Below are 21552 nucleotides of genomic sequence, written 5' to 3'. Positions count from 1 at the left end.
TCCTAAATAGGTGGGTTAAATGAGCTAGCACTCGACCAAACCCTTAGCAGCGACCATGCCAATCTTTTTAATGCTTACATTTCAGCATCTAACATAAAAAAACCCAACCAAACCTCACTCATGTCGCGCAACAAGTTGTGCGCCATAGGCCCTTTCACCGTAAGTCGTTGTTTTATAAATTTAATATTTTTCATATCGCACAACTACTTGCTCAGTGCCAATGAAATCACTGTTTCTCATCCACATTGGCGACCAGCGCCATCTCCACGTTCAACCTGACCACCCCCTGCTTCAAAGCCCATGAGATGGCCTGACTCTTGCTGCTGGCCCCCAGCTTGCTCACCACATTGTTCAGGTGGAATGTCACGGTACGAGGGGTGATCCCCAATATCTGGGCAATATCGCTCACCTGCTTTCCCTCCGCGGCCCATCTGCACACCTCCAGCTCCCGCAGACTCAGCGCATCCTGGGGCGACAGACCGGCCAGACAGACCCGGGCTACCGCCTCGAAAATATGCATGGAGAGCCAACTGAGAAAAGGCACCGCAGAGAGCCACTGCTGCCTAGTAAGAGGTGTGCTGGTAATAAAGGAGAGCAGGCCCACATGACCGTTGGCTCCGTGCCAGGGAAACGTCACGCCATCGCGAATGCCAAACTCGCTGGCCAGTTGCATCAGCTCCCGGCCCTGTTCATCACAACTCTCGTTATCGCGTACCACATCAGCCCACAGAATGGGGGTGCTCTGGGTCATGCCGCATTTGACGATGGGATCAATAGCAAAGAAACCGCTGGCCGTGTAGGTATCCACCCAGGATTGCGGACAACCGTTGAAGATGATGACGTCCGGACGCTGAATGGTACTGGGAAAGATCAGGGCAAGGCGAAAATAGTCGAACCCCATGCGACCGCTCAGCTCACGCAACAGGCTCACTATGGTGCGCTGATCTGCGGCCGTTTCGAACTGGGCGATGAGATCAAGCGCATGCATTGTATTCATTTCTACGGTATGAGGATCGTGCACAAGGTCGTGTGGCCAAACATGGAAACATGCCGCATGTTAACAAGCGTCAACGGATTGTACACTTGAACCTGTCACAAAATCGGAGATTGCCCACAGTTTATCCTGCAAATTCAGATATACCTGCATGAAAGTACCTTCTAAGGTCCGCAGTACATAAGACTGAATCTCCCCGGGTCTTCTAGACACTCTGTTGTTGAACATTGAACTGCTTTTCAAACTCGACCGGCGACAGCCCATCATTGGAACCATGGCGCCTGATTGGGTTGTAAAACATCTCGATATAATCAAATACGTCGCTGCGGGCTTCGTCTCTTGTCGGGTAAATCCTGCGCTTTATCCGCTCCCGTTTGAGTAACTGAAAGAAGCTCTCGGCGACAGCATTGTCGTGGCAGTTACCACGTCGGCTCATACTGCAACTCAGGTTGTGGGCTTTCAGAAAGTCCTGCCATCACCACCGGTAAACAGACTGCCCTGATCCGAACGCACCAGTACCGGCTGCGTTGGCTTGCATCGCCAAACCACCATCAATAACGCATCAACCGCCAAGTCTGCCGTCATGCTGCCCAGCCGACGATCTGGCGAGAAAACAGATCTAGCACGACAGCCAGATGCAGCCACCCTTCTTGAGTACGGATGTAGGTAATGTCGGTCACCCAGGAGATATTTGGGGCTGGGGCCTTAAACTGACGAGCCAGCATGTTCGGAGCAGCCTGCGGGCCCTTACCCCCATAATGCCCCTTACGGCGCTGATAGCCGGTTTGCGAACGCAGCCCTTCTCGCCTCATGAATTTTGCCACACGGTGCTTGCCGCAGACTTCCCCCAAGTCACGAAGGTCACGATAGATCTTGCGATAACCATAGACAGCACCACTTTCCAGCCAGAATTGCTTGACCAACCCCGTTAGTCGTTCGTCCTCCTGCTGTCGTGGCGATACGGGCTGTTTCTGTCACGCGTAGAAGCCACTTCGGTTAACCCCCAGGGTCTGGCACAGGGTAGCGACACTGTACCGGTCGAGTCGGGAGGTTATGAACGCGTACCTTTCCTTGACTCGCTGGCTTCGTCCCCGGCGCCCTCCTTTAAGATGTTGTGCTCCTCGGTGACTTGGCGCAGTTCGGCTTTCAGACGGCGGATCTCGGCTTGCAAGGCTGACTCTTCGTGTCGCTGCTCAGCGGGCTTACCGTACTGCTTGAACCAGGCATAAAGACTGTAGCTGGATACCCCGATGGCTCGTGCAACGTCAGCCACAGGGCACCCGCGCTCGGTGATTTGTTTAACCGCTTCGATTTTGAATGTTTCTGGATAACGCTGACGGGTCATAACACCTCCAATAATTACCTCATTTTAAGGCTGTAAGGTGTCTAGGGAATTGGCGCGATTCACTGACTTACTTGTCTGAACCGGAATAATGGAGAGGCTGGTACAGGCCTCAGTTAATTTGGCTAACAATGTCCATCTAAAAACAAAAAACCTATTAATAACATGACCTTGAAATGAGCCTTAAATGAAGTTCTTCTTAATTCCCTGTACATAAATGGATTCTTAAAATGTGGGCATGTTACTCATGATGAAGGCGAAATCCACTTGTTCACACTTTCCCTAACCAACTAACCAAGGATAACAATCATGTCGGAAAAAAACTTTTTTTCAGGTGCTTCAGCTGTGTTGTTAAACCGCGCTGGCTATCAGTCTGTCTTTGATATTATTCGTCAGGAGCGCGCGGTTTTTGTGCAGTCCTTGCCCGACGTTCAGGAAATTGAGTCACAACACATCTACCATGAAGCCCGGCAACGGGCAGAAAACCTCAGGTCGTTGTATCGTGCCTGGCAACTGCGTCAGGAGCCGGTCATTGGCGGCTTGAAAAAGCTCTCGACCACCTCATCCCAACCGTTACATGAAACACTGAAACGCAATATTGCCGGGGATGGAGACTTTTCTGACCTGCTGTCACGCAGCAGTGACTATGCGGATGCCGCATCCATTCAATCCCTCTTTTCCCCGGGGCGTTATGCGGCTGCTTTGTACAGGGTTGCCAAGACCCTGCATAAGAACAATTCTGCGCTCCACATTGACCAACGCCGCCCCGACCTGAAAGGCCTTATTCTGAGCGAGGCCGCGATGAACCAGCAGGTGACAGCACTGGATATCCTGCTGGAGGTTTTACAGAGAGGGGAAGCCGGACTGGTGACGTTGGCGGATACCTACTATCCGATGACCCTGCCTTATGACGATAACCTGATGCAAATCAACGCCGCGTTGAGCGCACAGGGACGCACCTTGAATGGCTTGGGGGATACACTGTCTGATGCCATGGGAGCGGCATTCGCCACCATGGCATCACCCCGCCTTTTTGTAGCCCCTCGCGTCATTGCAGGCCAGCATGAAGGCCAGACATTTTATCTGAAGGCAAAGAAAAGTGGTCAGAATGCCGCTGTATGCCTTTCCAGCCCTTCGACAGCAGGCACGACGAACAGTGCGCATCTAACGCTGGGTCAGCCTTTGTCGGTGGCGGTCCCATTAAGGTTTACCTGGGTCCCAGAACATAACCGCAATACGCTGTATTTGGGGGTAAGCGGCGAAACTGCCGTTGAAGGCACCACATTGACGGCGAATTTTCTGAAGGGAGATAGCTGTCAAAATAGCGGGCAGACCGGACGATATGCCTTGATGGATAATCTCAACGGGTCTGGGTTGTCCGTTGGCCACCATCTGCTGGTGACTATTGAGCCGCATCATGACGCAGGTGCCATCAAACTCAAAACCCCCCAAGGCTACATTGGGTGGGAGCCAGAAGCCCCAGCCACGGACGGTGCAAATCCCCTGATCTTGGATGCGCCAGAAGGCGAGGCACTGGCTTTTATTCTTTGCAAAGATGCCAATGGTACCCCGATGGAAGATACCACCGAGGTATTTCCGCTAAGGGCAGACACGCAACCCTCACCGCCCACTCGCAACACGCTCAAATTGACTCCAAACAGCTTTCAGTTGCTGGTGCAAGCAGACTTGACCTTGGAGAATGTCACCACCCACTATGGTCTGAATAAGTTGCAGAATGAAGCCGCCCTTGCAACAACGCTGAACAATATTGGCACCTATTGTCAGAGAACCGGGCTGACGTTTAATCAATTGCTTGGCCTGACCGCTCAGCGCTCATTTACTTGCAATGCCGATGCCCCCGCCAGCCGCTATAAGCAATTCGGCGCATCGAGCCATGCATCAGTCCAAAGTTATGGGGCCGTCTATCTGAATGGGGCTATCAATAATAAAGATACCCCCCACTACCTGTGGGTGCAGTCCGATGGGGAGACGTTGAACTTTCAGGACAGTACGGTCGTAGAGCTGGCCGGGCGGGCTGGGAAACTGATTCGCCTGAAGAACCAGACCGGACTTTCGTTCGAGATGCTGGATTGGCTGATAGTCAATGCCAGTCGCAGCGCCAGTACGGCCGACCCCGTTCGAGGGCTGAAGGCGCTGTTGGACAGACCGGTGCTCGATATGCTGGCGACCTACGTCAGCTTGCAGCAGCGCTACGGAATTGACGTCAATACCTTTGTCTCTTTTATCGGCGATATCAACCCATATGCCCCGAGTCAGGAAAAAAGCTTCTTCGAAACCTGCTTCACGTCGCTGGACGGCAATCGCTCTATTTCGTTAAACCAGCATGTCAGCACCACAACAGGAGAGCTCACAGCCATCTGCTATCAGGCACTCGGGGTGACCAGTGACGAATTTACTCGAATTACGGCCTATTGCTTTGGCGGCCCCCAAGACTCTATCACCCTCACCCCGGGGAATGCTGGCAGGCTTTACCGCTTTGGTGCCATTCCTCGCATGCTGGGGCTGACGTTTGCCCAAGCAGAGCAACTGTGGCGATTAATGGCGGGAGGGCAGGATAGCTTGCTGCGCCAACTGGGAGCAGCAGACACACTCAACGCCCCAACTCTGATCGCCCGTACCGAGCAAGTGCTGGCCTGGATGCACGATACCGGCCTTAATCTAGTGCAGTTACAAGGGATGGTCAGTGAACAACACAGCGCCACGGCAACAGCAGAAATGTTCACCTTCCTGCAGACCATCATGAACAGCGTTCATCCGCGCTCAAATCAACCACCGTCTGAGGATCCCGCCCTGGCGCAACAATTGCATCGCACACTGGCCAGTGGTTTCAACCTGAAGGCCAATGTCATGGCCAGGTTGTTGGACTGGCAAACCGCCTTGCGCAGCGGTGATGATGAAGATGTGTTTACCGTCGATGCCTACTGGCAGTCCATTCAGGCGCTATTCAATGGCAACGCGTCCATCGATCAATTGCAGCAAAAGACAACCCTGGTCACCTGGACCCAGCAACTCAGTCAACTGGTGGTGATTGCACACTGGCTATCGCTGACGGAACTGGATTTACAATTGCTGACAAAGACCCCCACTCAGTTGCATGGCGACTGGAGCCAGCCCCCCTCACCATCACTTGCGGTGTTGTTGCTGTTGTCACGCTTCAAAACCTGGCAAACCCAGGTCACGGTATCCCGTGATGAAGCTCTGCGTCTGCTAGAGCAGCTCAACGAAAAGGGCATGTGCGCCGAGGCTGCACATGGTCTGATTGCCGCCATGCACCAGCAGGATGAAACCACCACACAGCAGGTGATGGCCCACTTATTTTACGCGGGCTGGCCGCAGGATTTCGCCTCGCTTTGGCAATTGCTGACTTGGTTACGCACCGGCGTTGCCTTGAATGTGGGAGCTGCGACACTTGGTGACCTGCAGACCATGATGCACCCCACCCCAGAGGCCGAAAAATGCGACCTGATTAAGTCCGTCAGCCGCAACCTGAGTGCCGGCATTAGCCAGCGTTAACCTTGAAACTGATATTAGAAGGATAACCCCATGTCTTCCGCATTGTTTACTCAGCAGTTGAAAGAAGCCCGCCGGGATGCACTGGTCAGCCATTATATCGCCAACCATGATTTCAGTGGCTGTAGCGGCAACATCAATAACGCCAATGACCTGTACGAATACCTTCTGCTGGATACCAAAATCAGCGACCATGTTATTACCACGCCATTGTCTGAAGGCATTAACAGTCTGCAGTTAGCCATTCACCGGGCAATGGAAGGTTATGACGGAAATTTGGCCACAACCGCACAATCTTGGTTCGCCGAGGATGCATTTTTGGCTAACTGGGACCGCTATAACAAACGTTACAGCACTTGGGCAGGCAAGGAGAAGCTGCGCTTTTATGCCGGTAATTATATTAACCCGACATTAAGAACCAATAAAAGCTCACAATTCAAAGAGGCGGAGAATAGCGTAAACAGAGGAAAGCTGACTGCCAACTTGGTGGAAAATGCTTTATTAAATTACGTCAGTAACTTTGACAGGATAGCTAGTATAAAACACCTTTGCGCCAGCATTGCGAACTCGGAGCTAACCCATCTATACATTACTGGCCGACAGAATAATGGCCAATACTACTGGCGTGAGGTCTGGCTGGATAAGTCTATCCATGATTTTAGCAAGCCCATCCACTGGAGTTGCTGGCAGTCTCTGCCAGCAGCAATAAAATCCCCTATTAATGATAGTGTTGTTATGACGAATAGCCCTCAAGGCGTGCTCTGCTTATGGAGTGCAATGGAGAGAATCCAATCCTCAGGGGGCACCGCTCAAGATGTTGAAGTCTCTCACTGTTGGCTCATGAGGCATGAGGGGCAATGGGAGCAGTATGAAGACGCGATTCAGCTTAGGCTTTCCGCCCCGAAAGATGGGTGGGGTCCTATTATTCCTGTAGAATTCAGCAGTTATAATATTGAACGCAATAGCGGTTATTGGTATTACGATGTTAACGGCACTGTTAAGTGGGACGACAGGAGAAAGGCACTGACAGTCAGCGTGACGAAAATTAACAACCCTACATATATGTTAGGTCTGGCAGTATTCACCCTCGAAGATCATGGTTCGTACTATAAAGTAAAAGAGCGACTCCTAACCATAGGTGAACATGAAACCAAGTCAATAGCGATTCCATTCGATAGCGGCGAAATATATGCATTGGGCGGTTGGAGGTTCGATGACTATGTGGAACACTCCGACCCGTTAATTATGTCTCTTGAAAATGCACAGCCAAATACTTGGCAGTTCGGCAATTTCAAAGTAGATGACAATCTAAATGTCTGGCTAAATTTAAATTCAGGCCATACCGCTTTCACTGTCGCGTCTCCCTCAGTCTCACTGAACAGTTTACTGAAGAATGGTATTGAAAGCTTCCTGAGTTACAACAATCAAAAAATGATTGCAGAGGAAGGCACATGGCTTTACAAATCTTCAGCTAATTATCCACATCCAATTAAAGGTGGTGATGCATTTACCGGACCGTATGGACTGTGCCTGTGGGAAATTTTCTTCCATCTCCCGTTCCTGTTCGCCACCCGCTTGCAAACCGAACAGCGCTTTGAAGAGGCGTATACTTGGTATAAATATATTTTCAACAGCGCTGGCTATCGCGATGTCGATGGAAGCTTGCTGCTGGATAATACTGATGCACCTCGTTACTGGAACTGTTACCCGCTGCAGCACGACACCGGCTGGGACAGCGAACTGTTGCCCAGCAGTGACCCGGATGCGATTGCCATGGCTGACCCGATGCACTACAAGCTGGCCATTTTCCTGCACACCCTTGACCTGCTGATTACCCGTGGCGATACGCTATATCGCCAGTTAGAGCGCGATACGCTGGCGGAAGCCAAAATGTACTATATGCAGGCCCAGCAGTTATTGGGCCCCCGTCCGGATATCCGTCAGACCAACAGCTGGCCTGCTCCGACACTCAGTGAGGAAGCTGGCAATATTACCACCCCGCTGACCGCTGGCGAGCCCGTGACGTTCGTTCAGTGGCTGCGAGCTGGTGATGCTCACGACATGGGCGACGGCCACTTCCTGCCACCCTATAACAACGCCCTGCTGGCCTACTGGGACAAGCTTGAATTGCGGTTGTATAACCTGCGCCACAACCTGAGCCTGAACGGCCAACCCCTGAGCCTGCGGCTGTATGCCACACCGATGGATCCGGCAGAATTGCATCGCCAGCAAAGCGGCGGGGATGGCCCTCAGGGTGAGGTTGCACCAGGCAATCATGTAGCCACCGGTTGGCGCTACCCCTTGCTCTCCGAGTTTGCCCGCTCGGCGGTCTCTCAATTGATGCAGTTTGGCAGTTCGCTGCAAAACGCCCTGGAGCGGCAGGACAATGAGCGAATGACCCTGTTGCTGCAGACACAGCAGGTATCGGTGCTGGGCCAGCAGCAGGAGGTGGCCCAGAAAAATCTTGACAGCCTCACCGCAAGTCTTAAAGCCCTGAGGGTCAGTCACGAGACGGCCACGCTGCATAAGACCCATTACGACAACCTGCTCAATGGCGGGCTCTCGGCGGGTGAAATCACCGCACTGACGCTACGCAGTACCAGCATGGCCAGTAACCTGGTATCGATAGGCACCGCCATTGCCGGCGGGGCGCTCAGTGCCGTGCCAAATACCTTTGGCTTGGCCAATGGCGGCGGCGACTTTGGTGCGCCACTGCATGCAGCCACGCAGGTCACCCAGACCCTCGCCCATACCCTGGATCAATCGGCCACTATCAGCGACATCACCGCCGGTTATCAGCGTCGGGCGGAAGAATGGATGTTGCAGCGCAATAGTGCCGAGAAAGAGCAAGCACAACTGACGGCACAGATTGACAGCTTGCAACAGCAAATCGTCATGGCACAAAAACAGATGGCACTGAACGAGCTGGAGGCGGCCAACGCCCAGGAACAATACGAGCTGCAGGTCAGTCGTTTTACCGGGCAGGCCTTGTATAACTGGCTGGCGGGTCGATTGTCCGCCCTGTATTACCAACAGTATGACGCGACGCTCCCCGTCTGCCTGCAGGCCCGGGCGGCTCTGGAGCAGGAGCTGGGCAAGGGGTTGACTGACAAACTGTTCAGAACCCCGGTGTGGGATGACCTGTGGCAGGGGTTGCTGGCGGGCGAAGGTCTGAATGTGGAGCTGCAGAAACTGAGCAATATCTGGCTGGAAAACAGCGCCAAAGGACTAGAGGCGACCCGGACGGTCTCTCTTGCAGCCCAGCGCGAGGAGCCCAGTGGCAGCCTGCGGATGACCATCAGCCAAATACTGGCCGATGAGCCGGATACACCCACTCGCGGGGTGGAGCTCAAGCTGACGGATGGCATGTTCATTGCCGAACTGACGCTAGCCGAGTTGGGGCTGGACAAGTCTTACAATATGGACGACCACACAAAAACGCGATTCGTTAAAAATATCGCGGTGACCTTGCCGACACTGTTGGGCCCTTACCAGGACATCGAGGCCACCCTGCAGTTGGGCGATGAGATAGCCACCTTGTCTCACGGCATGAATGACTCGGGCCGGTTTGTCACCAATTTCGAGGGCAGTCAGCTCCTGCCGTTTGAGGGGGCAGACCCCACCACCGGCACGCTGACACTGACATTGTTTAACGTCAAGAAAGACGGGGCACCTGCAGCCCAATACGCCACGGTGGAGAACTTGAGCGATATTATTTTCCACATCCATTACATCCTGCGCGACAAGGCGTAACCCCTTCCACTTGAATAAGACAGACCGCCTGCGGGCGGTCTGTCGGGAGTTAGCTATGCAAAATTCAGATGAACTGCGTCAGGGTGCACCCACGCTGCCCAAGGGGGGAGGTAGCCTGACGGGGTTGAACGGTACTTTGAGTGCTATCGGCCCTGACGGCGCGGCCGGATTGACACTTCCGCTGCCGATTTCTGCTGGCCGAGGGGAAGCCCCTACGCTGGCCTTGCATTACAGTAGCCATGCAGGTAATGGGGCTTTTGGCATGGGGTGGGACCTGAGCCTGCCACGCATCAGTCGCCGAACCCGCGAGGGCGTGCCCACCTACCAAGACAGTGATGAGTTTGTGGGGCCAGACGGTGAAGTGCTGGTGCAGGTCAGTCATGATGCAGGTGCCCGTTTCCGTGACACCTTGTTGGGCATTGCACTGGGGGCGGAGTTTGCTGTCACCACCTACCGCTCACGAATCGAGCAAGACTTTGGTCGTTTTGAATACTGGTCCTCGCGGGAGGGGAATACCGAGGATTTTTGGGTGCAGTATGCCCCGGATGGTCATATCGCCCTGCTGGGGAAAAACCCTCACGCCCGGTTATCCAACCCGGAGAACCCCGAGCAAACCGCACAATGGCTGCTGGAGTCTTCGGTGTCCGTGACCGGAGAGCAATGCTATTACCGTTACCGGGCTGAAGACGAAGCAGGCAGCACGCCCAATGAGATCAGCGCCCACCCTTCGGCTTTTGCGCAGCGCTACCTCACCGCAGTGTACTACGGCAACCTGACTGCAGGGCGCGAGCCTCCTGGGCTGAGGACAAATGCCCTGTCCGCAGAGGACTGGCTGTTCTGCCTGGTACTGGACTATGGCGAGCGAAGTTTGGCTCTGTCTGATATACCCCCCTTTGCCTCTTTGGGGGACTGGTTATGTCGACAGGACAGTTTTTCTCGCTATGAGTATGGCTTTGAGGTTCGCACCCGCCGCCTGTGTCGTCAGGTCATGATGTTCCATCGACTGGAGACCTTGGCTGGTCAGGCTCTGGATGATGAAACACCCACGCTGGTCAACCGCTTGCTGCTGGAATATGAAGAAACGCCCACCGTCAGTCTGCTTACCGCTACGCGTCAGGTAGCCTATGAGCCTGATGAAGACGGCACATTACGGACTCTGCCTCCGCTGGAGTTTGGCTGGCAGACATTCTCCCCCCCCGCACAGCCCGATTGGCAAGTCTGCCATGACCTGCAAAACCTGAATGCTCAACACCCTTATCAACTGATTGACTTGCACGGAGAGGGGGTGGCTGGCGTGTTGTATCAGGACCAGGGTGCCTGGTGGTACCGCGCTCCGCTGCGACAGTCGAGCAGTGATGACAAGGAGGCCATCACCTGGGCAGCCGCAACCCCATTACCATCCATTCCTTCGCAGCAACAGGGGGCCATGCTGCTCGACCTTAGAGGTGAGGGACGACCGCAGTGGGTGGTCACTCATTCTGGTGTCGCTGGGGTCTACGACCAAACTGTGTCGGGAGGATGGCAACATTTTGCCCCTCTGCAGGCATTACCGGTGGAGTATGGACATCCTCGTGCCAAGTTAGCAGGCATGCTGGGAAACGGGCGGGTTGATGTTGTAATGATTGGTCCCCGCAGCGTTAGACTTTACGCCGGGACGGGGTCAGGTTGGCAGCCGGCGCAAACGGTGTTGCAATCTGCCGGGGTGATACTGCCTATTCCTGATGCTGACCCGCAAACGCTGGTGGCCTTTGGCGATCCGCTGGGGTCTGGGCAGCCCCATTTGGTACAAATTTGCTCAAATGGGGTCACATGCTGGCCTAACTTGGGGCAAGGGCGGTTTGGCGCTCCGATTGACATTGACGGTTTCAGTCAACCAGCCACCACGTTTAATCCACAGCAGATCTATCTGGCTGATATTGATGGTTCTGGAACAACGGATCTGATTTATGCGCATGCCGACCGGCTGGAAATTTATTTGAATCAAAGCGGTAACCGCTTTGCGGCTCCGTTTAGCGTAACGTTCCCTGACGGAGTGGCCTATGACCGAACCTGCCAGTTACAGGTTGCAGATATCCAAGGGCTGGGGGTGGCGAGTCTGCTGCTGAGCCGTCCGCACCCGACACCGCAGCACTGGGTCTGCCATCTGACCCTCACCAAGCCTTGGCTGCTAAACGTGATGAACAACAACATGGGGGCTCAGCACAACCTGCATTACCGCAGTGCAGCCCAATTCTGGTTGGATGAAAAGGCGTTGCGTCAATCTCAGGGAGATGTGGCCCCGGCCAGTTACCAGCCGTTGCCGTTGCACTTGTTGTGGCGCAGTGAGTGGCAGGATGAGGTGACGGGTAACAAAGTGGTCAGCGAAGCGCGTTACCGACATGGTGTCTGGGACAGTCGGGAGCGGGAGTTTCGTGGCTTCGGATATGTTGAGGTACAAGACTCTGAATTGATGACCAGTCAGGGGACTGGGGCAGGACGGACACTGCCGACATTGACTCGCCAGTGGTTTTCGACCGGCTTTTCTATTGTCGACAAGCAGTTGCCAGATGAATACTGGCAGGCTGACGAGCAGGCTTTCGGACCGTTTTTTCCCCGTCTAACGATAGGGGAAGGGGAGGAGGAATCGGTCTATACGCCAGAAGATAACGAGGTTTTCTGGCTGAACCGAGCCATGAAGGGGATGCTACTGCGCAGTGAAGTATATGGGATGGACGAGAGTGCGCAAACCAGCGTGCCCTATACGGTTACCGAAAATCGGCTGCAGGTTCGTCTGATTGAAACGGATGGCCCATCTGTGGTGGCTTGGCCATCCAGTGCCGAAAGCCGGACATATGCTTATGAGCGCATCATCAATGACCCACAATGCCAACAACTTATCGTACTGGCCAGTGATGCGTATGGGCAGCCATTACGTCAGGTGACGGTAAATTACCCACGGCGGGCCAAACCAGCAACCAGCCCTTACCCGGACAGTATACCGCCGACCCTGTTTGACAGCAGTTACGATGAGCAGCAGGCGATGCTGCGGCTGACGCTGCAGCAATACAGCTGGCATCACCAGATTGATACAGACAACGGCATCCGGGTACTGGGTTTACCGGACAGGTCACGCGGGGATGCCTTTACATACGCTGACGCACGCCTCCCTGTTGCCGGTGTGACGCTGGAAAGCCTGCAGGACAGCGGCAGTCTGATTGCAGACTCGCAGCCTTACGCGTTTATTGGGCAACAGCAGATCTGGTATCAGGACATTCAGGGGATCCCAACCACCGAAAGTCCCACGCCTCAGGCTCTGGTCGCCTTTACCGATATCGCCATCTTCGATGAAGATATCGTGCTGAGCCTGTCTGACAGCATTACCACCGACCAACTGACAGCGGCCGGCTATCAGCAGTCTGACTATCTGTTTGCCCGTCCCGGGGAGTCTCTGCTATGGACCGCTCGCCTAGGTCACACTGTTTATGACTCGGCTGCGCACTTCTGGCGTCCTGTGGCTTTTCGTGAAACGGCCTTGACAGGGGCAAGTACCCTGACTTGGGACCTCCATCACTGTGTGGTGACAGGACACCAGGATGCCGCTGGGCTCACCACCTCTGCCCATTATGACTACCGTTTTCTGATACCAAACCAACTCACAGATGTGAATGATAACGTCAGTGTTCTGACATTGGATGCCTTGGGAAGAGTGACCTCAAGCCGCTTTTGGGGCACAGAAGCAGGACGAGACATCGGCTACAGTCAACTCCCCATTACGCTGCCGGAAAATATAGACCAGGCACTGCAACTGACCGCGCCGCTCCCCGTGGCCAGCTGTCAGGTTTACGTGCCAGACAGCTGGATGCCCGTGGTCAGTCAGATACAGTTAACGCGCGCCGGGTTGACGCACACGGATGCCCTGACTCAGCGAATTCTGACCGAGGATGGCCGACTACGGGCACTGGCTGGCATCCGAAATGGACCAAGCGCCCTGTCAACACCGCTACGTCGCTTGCTTGCCGAGACGTCACGTTTACCTCCCCATGGATTGGCGTTGGTGACTGACCGGTACGACTGCGACTCACAACAACAAATCCGTCAACAAGTGACGTTTAGCGATGGATTTGGTCGGGTTCTACAGATGGCGGTACGTCATGAGGCCGGAAATGCATGGCAGCGCAATGAAGATGGCAGTCTAAATGTGGACGAGATGGGGGGCCTATTGAATGACGCGACCAACTTTCGCTGGGCGGTTACCGGGCGGACTGAGTACGACAATAAAGGGCAACCTATACGGACCTATCAACCCTATTTCCTCAATGACTGGCGTTATGTCAGTGATGACAGTGCGCGTCGGGACCTGCATGCAGACACCCACTGTTACGATCCGCTGGGGAGAGAATGGCAGGTCATTACCGCTAAAGGCTGGCTACGTCGAGCGCAATTCACCCCCTGGTTCGTGGTTAGTGAGGATGAAAATGACACCCTCGTGACGGACGGCAACAAAGAGTGAACCGGATACCGGCAGTTCACCTGCCGGTTTTTATCATGACGTTATGGGAAAAAATAATGAACACATCGCTTTACAGCAACACCCCGACGGTTACGGTCCTCGACAACCGTGGCCTGACCGTCCGTGACATTGCGTACCACCGCCATCCTAGCTCGCCGCGCGTAACGGATGATCGTGTCACCCGCCACCAGTTCGATGCCCGAGGCTTCCTAACGAAGAGCGCTGACCCACGCCTACACGATACCGGGCGGGTGAACTTCAGCTACCTTACAGACCTTTACGGAACCAATCTTCGTGCTCAGGGCGCCGATGACGGGACCACTCTGGCCCTGAGCGATGCCGCTGGCCGGCCGTTCATCGAGGTCAGCAATATCCGCACTGCGGATGACGGCACGCAGGACAGCGGTCAGGCCGTGACCCGAACCTGGCAATATGAGGAAACGTCACTACCCGGTCGTCCGCTGAGCATCACGGAGCAAGTCACCGATGAAGACGCTCGGATTACTGAGCGGTTCGTGTATGCCGGCAACACTGATGCAGAGAAGGTCATGAACCTGGCCGGACAATGCGTCAGTCACTATGATACCGCTGGTCTGGTCCAGATGGACAGCGTGGCACTGACCGGCGAGCCGCTATCTGTCACCCGCCGCCTGCTGAAGAACGCGGATAGCCCCGACGTCGTGGCCGATTGGCAGGGCGCAGATGTGTCCGCCTGGAATGACCTGCTGAATGGTGAGGTATATACCACCCTGACCACTGCGGACGCCACCGGGTCGGTGCTGACCACCACGGATGCAAAAGGTAATAGGCAGCGGGTGGCGTACGACGTGGCGGGCCTGCTGTCGGGCAGTTGGCTGACGGTGAAAAAAGATGGTGTAGAGAAAGTTATCGTGGAGTCTCTGACGTATTCAGCCGCTGGGCAGAAGTTGCGTGAGGTACACGGTAACGGCGTGGTCACCACATACACGTATGAAGCTGAGACGCAGCGCCTCACTGGGATTAAAACAGAGCGCCCTGCCGAGCATATCTCTGGAGCTAAGGTGCTGCAGGACCTGCGCTATACGTATGATCCGGTGGGCAACGTACTGAAAATCAGCAACGATGCTGAAGAGGCACGCTTCTGGCGTAACCAGAAAGTGGTGCCGGAAAACACTTATACCTACGACAGTCTATACCAGTTGGTCAGCGCCACCGGGCGTGAGATGGCGAATGCCGGCCAGCAGGGCAGCGGTTTACCACCTGTTACCGTTCCCCTGTCCACTGACAGCTCCACATACACAAACTACACCCGAACGTACACCTACGACGAATCTGGCAACCTGACGCAAATACGCCACAGCGCCCCGGCCACCAACAACAGTTACACCATGGACATCACGGTCAGCAACCGCAGCAACAGGGGTGTGCTGAGCACGCTGACGGAAAATCCTTCAGACGTGGACGCGCTGTTCACACCAGGCGGCCAGCAGATGCAGCTATTGCCGGGGCTGAGTCTGGTCTGGACACCACGTAGCGAGCTGCTGAAGGTAACGCCAGTTGTACGTAATGGCAGTGAGGATGACCGTGAAAGCTACCGCTATGACTCGGGCAGCCAGCGACTCCTGAAGGTTAGCGTGCAGAAAACGAATGCCAGCATGCAGACGCAGCAGGCAATGTACCTGCCGGGGCTAGAGCTGCGCAGCACGAAAAGCGGTAAAACGGAAACCGAAAGTCTGCAGGTCATTACCGTGGGCGAAGCCGGCCGAGCGCAGGTGCGGGTACTCCACTGGGAGAGTGGAAAGCCGGCAGAAACACACAATGACCAGATGCGTTACAGCTACGACAACCTCATCGGCAGCAGTCAGCTTGAGTTGGATGGCACTGGCAACGTCATCAGCATGGAGGAGTACTATCCGTACGGTGGTACGGCAGTGTGGACCGCCCGCAGCGCGGTGGAAGCGAACTACAAGACAGTGCGGTACTCAGGCAAGGAACGCGATGCGACGGGGCTGTACTATTATGGGTATCGCTATTATCAGCCGTGGGTGGGACGGTGGCTGAGCGCGGACCCGGCGGGCACAGTGGACGGGCTGAACCTGTTCAGAATGGTTAAAAATAATCCGTCATCAGGATTCGATGTTCAGGGGCTGATGTGGAAAGCAGTTGCTTCAGGTGCTGCGGCAGCTGCAACTATGGGTTATGAGGTCTATAAACATTCGGCACCGCCAAAATCAGTTGAACAGACATCATCTTCCTCTTTTGGAAATGATCGAATTCATGCTCTAAATGTCAAACACACGGAAAAACAAAACAAGTTTTCCCTGATGGAAAAGATTAGTAAAAATCTCTCTGGCAGGGGGGGTGTTCTTAGTGACCTTAGCCAAGGTAAATTGCCTGCACATGAATCCATCAAGAATCAGAAGGAAAACATTACTGCATTAGCCGAGTTTTCTCAGACAGGAAACATCTCGCAACTGGACGTTAAACCCATAATAAAAGAATCAATTTCTGACGCACAAAACAATATCCCCACACGTATTTTCCAGGCTGTTAAGGGGTTCCGTACTGTCACTACGGTAGATAAAGAAGGGATCAAGGAGTTAATGGACACTAAAAATATAATTATTGATGAGGTCAAAGACACCGCGGCAGTGGGCGTGTCTATTGGTCTGGCAGGTAATGCAGTACTGACCGCGGCAAAGGTTTTAATGCCTGTAGCGACTATACCAATAATAGTAGCCCAGGCCGCTTGGGCGGCATCTTCAGTAGGCAAAATCGTTAATGAATCAAATGCAGTAGTAAAAACACATCTTGAAAAATCAGACATAACTCACAAAGGCAGAACAGAGGCACTCAACCAAATTAAAGATATAAATATAAAAAACAGAAATGAATTAATTAGTGAGGTAAAAAAGTTTATTCCAAGAATGGAGTAGCTTTTACTAAACTATATGAATCCGCATCTTAATTAGCGTTACATCATGTACAGGACCTTAAACAAAGACATTAATTAAAATGTCATTCAAGGTCCTGTTTTTATTTATTTGATGTGTTCGGCGAGTATTTTTTGACAGGATATCGACGACCCACGGTAATCCCCCGAAAATCCGGGGTGCTCATAAGTAGAATTTTCCCATACTGTGATTGCAGGAGGTTCTACATGAAAACATCACGCTTTAGCCATGCCCAAATCATCGCCATCCTCAAACAGGCCGAATCAGCTTCACCTGTACCGGAACTCTGCCGCCAGCATGGCATCAGCTCCGCCACCTTTTACAAGTGGCGCGCCAAATTCGGTGGCATGGATGCCACGATGTCACCCCATAACTTGACTAATCAGTGAGGAACTCCAGAACTAGAAGTTCTACAGCCAGCCGCCCTCTCTTGCTTTGGGGAAATAGAGGGGAGTAACGCAATGACCTGTCCAAAGGAGTGCTATCAAAGAGTAAGACAGCCAACACCTAATGGCATACCCAAATTTCAGGCAAGAAAAAAGCCCAACCGAATCAACCAGTTGGGCTATATAGATGGCGGAGGAGGTGGGATTTGAACCCACGGATGGTCGCCCATCGCCGGTTTTCAAGACCGGTGCATTCAGCCGCTCTGCCACCCCTCCGCGACAGTGCGGCGAATATTACCCATGGCGATCCGGCTTGTAAATCCCCTCGCGGTGCGTTTGCTGATTTATTGGTCTAAATGACGAATAAAGTCGACTAACGGGGCATTATCAGCGCTTTTTTAACCAGATAACTTGACTTGAAAATAGACTCACCCACTATAGTGGCCATCACGAAACTCCCAGCAAGATGGACTTATGAGAATCAAACATGCCCTGCTTTGCGCCCTGACTGGCGCCACCCTGCTTGCTGCGCCGGTTCAGGCAAGTGAGCTGACCAAGAGCGATGTCGAGCAAATAGTGCGCGATTATCTGGTCAAGAATCCGGAAATCCTGGTCGAGATGTCCAATGCCCTGCGCGCCAAGCAGGAGAGCCAGCAGGCGGCCAACGACAAGAGCCTGATCCAGGCGCATGCCAAGCAGCTCTATGCCAATAAAGATCCCGAGAGCGGGAATCCCAAGGGCAGCCTGACCGTGGTCGAATTCTTCGATTACAACTGCGGTTACTGCAAGCGCGCCCATCCGCTGATCAAGCAACTGCTGAGTGAAGACAAAGATATCCGCTACATCTACAAGCAGTTCCCCATCCTGAGCGAGACCTCCTACTTCGCCGCCCGTGCTGCGCTGGCGGTACAACTGGGTCAGCCTGACAAATACCAGGCCTTCCATGAGAAGCTGTACACCCATCAGGGCCCGCTGTCCGATGAGGCCCAGGTGAAGCAGCTGGCAGAAGCGGCCGGGGTGAACTGGAGCAAGGTCGAGGCCAAGATCAAGGATGGCAGCATAGATCAGAACCTCGGCACCAACCGGGCGCTGGCCGAAGCCATGAGCATCTCAGGCACACCGGCCTTCATCATAGGCGACCAGATATTGCGTGGCGCCCCTCGCGATCTGGCAAGCCTGAAAGGCTTCATCAAGGATGTGCGCGCGGGCAAGAGCATTCAGTAACCCAGCCCTTCGCACATAAAAAAACGCCCCGGCATTACGATGCCGAGGCGTTTTGCTATTCAGGCTTCAGCCCATCAGCCCTGATGGGCCGTCGCGAGGAGCTGTCAGCAAGGCGAAGAGCAGCGAAAGGGACCGGAGTTTATATGAATAAATGAGGATCCCGAGCAGCGCATGATCCTTGATCACGGCTTCGCAGTAGGAGCATAGCCGTTCGGGTTCTGGCTTTGCCAGCGCCAGGTGTCGATCATCATCTGCTCGAGCCCGCGCTCCGCCTGCCAGCCCAACTCGTCACGAGCCTTGTGCGGCTCGGCCCAACACTCGGCTATGTCACCGGGGCGACGCGGTTTGATCTGGTACGCAATGGTGCGACCGCTGGCCGCCTCGAACGCAGTGATCATCTGCAGCACGGAATAGCCCTGGCCGGTACCCAGGTTGTAGGTGAACACACCGCTATCGGCAGCGATGCGGGCCAGCGCCTTGAGATGACCGAGGGCGAGATCAACCACGTGGATGTAGTCACGCACGCCAGTGCCATCCGGGGTCGGATAGTCGTTGCCAAACACCCCCAGCTCCTTGAGCTTGCCGACGCCAACCTGGCTGATATACGGCAGCAGGTTGTTGGGGATACCGTTGGGATCTTCACCGATGAGGCCGCTCTCGTGGGCGCCAACCGGATTGAAGTAGCGCAGCAATACGATGGCCCAGCGCGGATCGGATTTGGACACGTCACGCAGTATCTCTTCCACCATCAGCTTGGAACGACCATAGGGGTTGGTCGCGCTGGTGGGAAAATCTTCCCGCAGCGGCACAGAGGCCGGATCGCCATACACAGTAGCGGAGGAGCTGAACACCAGCCGGAACACGCCCGCCTTCGCCATCTCCTCGCACAGCACCAGGGTGCCTGTGATGTTGTTCTGGTAGTAGGTGAGCGGGATCTGGCTCGACTCCCCCACCGCCTTGAGACCGGCGAAGTGGATCACGGATTCAATCTTGTGGGCGGCAAACAGCTGCTGCAGGCAGGCTCTGTCCAGCACATCGCCTTCGACGAAGGTGACCGGCTTGCCGGTGATCCGTTCGACCCGCTTTAGCGACTCGGGGGAGGCGTTGGAGAGGTTGTCCAGCACCACGACCTGCTGCCCGGCATTGAGCAGCTCAACCAGGGTATGGGAGCCGATGTAACCGGCGCCGCCCGTGACCAATATTGTCATTTTTTATCCCGTGTTCTGGTGAAACTCGGCTGAGTGTACCCGCCCAGCCACAACGGGAAAAGGGCGAGATACTCATGGAGCCCTCAATAGTCGAGGCTGACATCCCCCCTGGCGGTGCAGGAGCAGGCCAGCGCCACCCCGCGCTCAATATGCTGAGGAGTCAGGGTCACCCGACTCTGCCGCTGGATCTCGCCGGTCGTGGTACAGCGACAGGCACCATACACTCCGGCGCGGCAGGAGGCCATCATGGTCTCGCCAGCGCCACCAGCAGGGTCTGCCCCGGCAGTATCTTCACCTTCTTGCCGCTCTTCTTGAAGGTCAGCCAGAAATGGCCGCTGACGGCAGTAACCGGCACGAACTGCCAGCTCACCACATCATGGGTGTCGGCGCGACGACCGATGCAGCGCAGGGTGAGAGAGGTGGAGGTCATCACAAGGCTCCTCATTTTGAACACATGCTTTTGCAACACGGGTCTTTGAAAAAAAGGCGAGCCATCAGGCTCGCCAAAGGCTTACAACCTGCCGAGATGGTCAGGCCGGCATGGCCTGCGGTATCACCGGATTCAGGCAGCCAGGATCTCGGCGAGATCTGCTTCAGCCGTGGTGGTCCCTTTCAGGCCGAACTGCTCCTCCAGCACCTTGAGCAGGGCCGGAGTCAGGAAGGCCGGTGCGGTCGGGCCGGTGCGAATGTCTTTCACCCCAAGCGCCAGCAGGGTGAGCAGAATGACGATGGCCTTCTGTTCGAACCAGGAGAGCACCAGGGTTAACGGCAGGTCATTGACGCCACACTCGAACGCCTCGGAGAGCGCCAGTGCCAGCTGGATGGCGGAGTAGGCATCGTTGCACTGACCCACGTCCAGCAGACGGGGAATGCCACCGATGTCGCCAAAGTCGAGCTTGTTGAACTTGTACTTGCCGCAACCCAGCGTGAGCAGCAGGCTGTCGCGCGGCGCAGCCTTGGCAAACTCGGTAAAGTAGGCGCGCTCGGCCTTGTCGCCGTCACAGCCACCCACCAGAAAGAAATGGCTGATCTCCCCGGCTTTGACCTTCTCGATCACCGCGGGTGCGGCCTGCATCAGGGCGTTGCGGGCAAAGCCGATGGTGATGAAGTGCTCCAGCTCAACGTGCCTGAAGCCTTCCAGCGCTTGCGCCTTGGCGATCACGGCGGAGAAATCATCACCTTCCAGATGAGTCACGCCCGGCCAACCGACGATGGAGCGGGTGAAGATGCGGTCGCTATAGTCGCCCACGTTGGGATCTATGATGCAGTTGGAGGTCATCACCACGGCGCCCGGGAAGTTTGCAAACTCCTTCTGCTGGTTTTGCCAGGCGGAGCCGTAATTGCCCACTAGATGGGGGTACTGCTTGAAGAAGGGGTAGGCCAGCGCCGGCAGCATCTCGCCGTGGGTGTAGACATGGATGCCGGTCCCTTTGGTCTGATCCAGGATCAGCTTGAGATCCATCATGTCGTGGCCGGAGACCAGAATACACTTGCCGGGGATCGGAGTGACCCTGACCTGAGTCGGTTCCGGGTGGCCGAAGGCGCTGGTTTCACCGATATCCAGCATCTCCATGATTTTGAAGTTGAGCTGACCGATCTCCATGGCGCAGTTGAACAGCCGACCCATTTCGCTCGGGTCCGTGCTGAGCCAGCTCATGATGCGGTGGAATTCGGCGGCCACCTCGTCACTTT

At 54.8% G+C, this 21552-nt stretch carries 7 protein-coding genes, 1 tRNA gene and 4 pseudogenes; 6 read left to right on the top strand and 6 right to left on the bottom strand.

The window, feature by feature from the left end:
* Positions 1–226: 226 nt before the first annotated feature.
* Both AAC083_RS14295 and AAC083_RS14290 read right to left on the bottom strand, forming a co-directional pair.
* Positions 227–988 (bottom strand): LuxR family transcriptional regulator, encoded by a 762-nt coding sequence (locus tag AAC083_RS14295; protein ID WP_258224699.1) that lies wholly within the window; start codon positions 986–988, stop codon positions 227–229.
* A 211-nt stretch (positions 989–1199) separates the two neighbouring features.
* Positions 1200–2339: pseudogene (locus AAC083_RS14290) on the bottom strand (IS3 family transposase).
* A gap of 306 nt (positions 2340–2645) precedes the next feature.
* Here AAC083_RS14290 and AAC083_RS14285 point away from each other — a divergent pair.
* From AAC083_RS14285 to AAC083_RS14265, 5 genes and pseudogenes are all read left to right on the top strand, one after another.
* A complete protein-coding gene (locus tag AAC083_RS14285) occupies positions 2646–5870 on the top strand; it encodes a Tc toxin subunit A (RefSeq protein WP_108536948.1) in 3225 nt (1074 codons plus the stop codon).
* A gap of 30 nt (positions 5871–5900) precedes the next feature.
* Positions 5901–9620 carry a Tc toxin subunit A-related protein gene (locus AAC083_RS14280; protein ID WP_146181680.1) on the top strand — a complete coding sequence of 1240 codons (3720 nt, stop codon included), beginning with the start codon at positions 5901–5903 and terminating at the stop codon, positions 9618–9620.
* A gap of 55 nt (positions 9621–9675) precedes the next feature.
* The gene (locus tag AAC083_RS14275; protein ID WP_108536946.1) at positions 9676–14109 is read left to right on the top strand and encodes a SpvB/TcaC N-terminal domain-containing protein; all 4434 of its coding nucleotides are present in this window, start codon (positions 9676–9678) and stop codon (positions 14107–14109) included.
* A 35-nt stretch (positions 14110–14144) separates the two neighbouring features.
* On the top strand, positions 14145–17024 hold the full coding sequence (locus AAC083_RS14270; protein WP_219927894.1) for an RHS repeat protein: 2880 nt from the start codon (positions 14145–14147) through the stop codon (positions 17022–17024).
* A 224-nt stretch (positions 17025–17248) separates the two neighbouring features.
* Positions 17249–17404, top strand: a pseudogene (locus AAC083_RS14265) (transposase); the annotation flags it as partial.
* 212 nt (positions 17405–17616) lie between these two features.
* On the opposite strand, the gene AAC083_RS14260 reads toward AAC083_RS14265, so the two are convergent.
* Positions 17617–17704, bottom strand: a tRNA-Ser gene (locus AAC083_RS14260).
* A 198-nt stretch (positions 17705–17902) separates the two neighbouring features.
* On the opposite strand from AAC083_RS14260, the gene AAC083_RS14255 reads away from it, so the two are divergent.
* Positions 17903–18652 (top strand): DsbA family protein, encoded by a 750-nt coding sequence (locus AAC083_RS14255; protein ID WP_042037087.1) that lies wholly within the window; start codon positions 17903–17905, stop codon positions 18650–18652.
* A gap of 182 nt (positions 18653–18834) precedes the next feature.
* Here the strand turns inward: AAC083_RS14255 and galE are convergent, their stop codons facing one another.
* From galE to hcp, 3 genes and pseudogenes are all read right to left on the bottom strand, one after another.
* Positions 18835–19860, bottom strand: coding sequence for a UDP-glucose 4-epimerase GalE (gene galE, locus AAC083_RS14250; RefSeq protein WP_108536945.1), 1026 nt, complete (start codon positions 19858–19860; stop codon positions 18835–18837).
* An 83-nt stretch (positions 19861–19943) separates the two neighbouring features.
* A pseudogene (locus tag AAC083_RS14245) lies at positions 19944–20212 on the bottom strand (2Fe-2S iron-sulfur cluster-binding protein); the annotation flags it as partial.
* 210 nt (positions 20213–20422) lie between these two features.
* Positions 20423–21552, bottom strand: a pseudogene (gene hcp, locus AAC083_RS14240) (hydroxylamine reductase); the annotation flags it as partial.

Source organism: Aeromonas sp. HMWF014 (genome assembly GCF_963878295.1).
GTDB classification, from domain to species: Bacteria; Pseudomonadota; Gammaproteobacteria; order Enterobacterales; family Aeromonadaceae; genus Aeromonas; species Aeromonas popoffii.
Note: the sequence above shows the minus strand (reverse complement) of the source record. Positions and strands in the feature narration are given on the sequence as shown.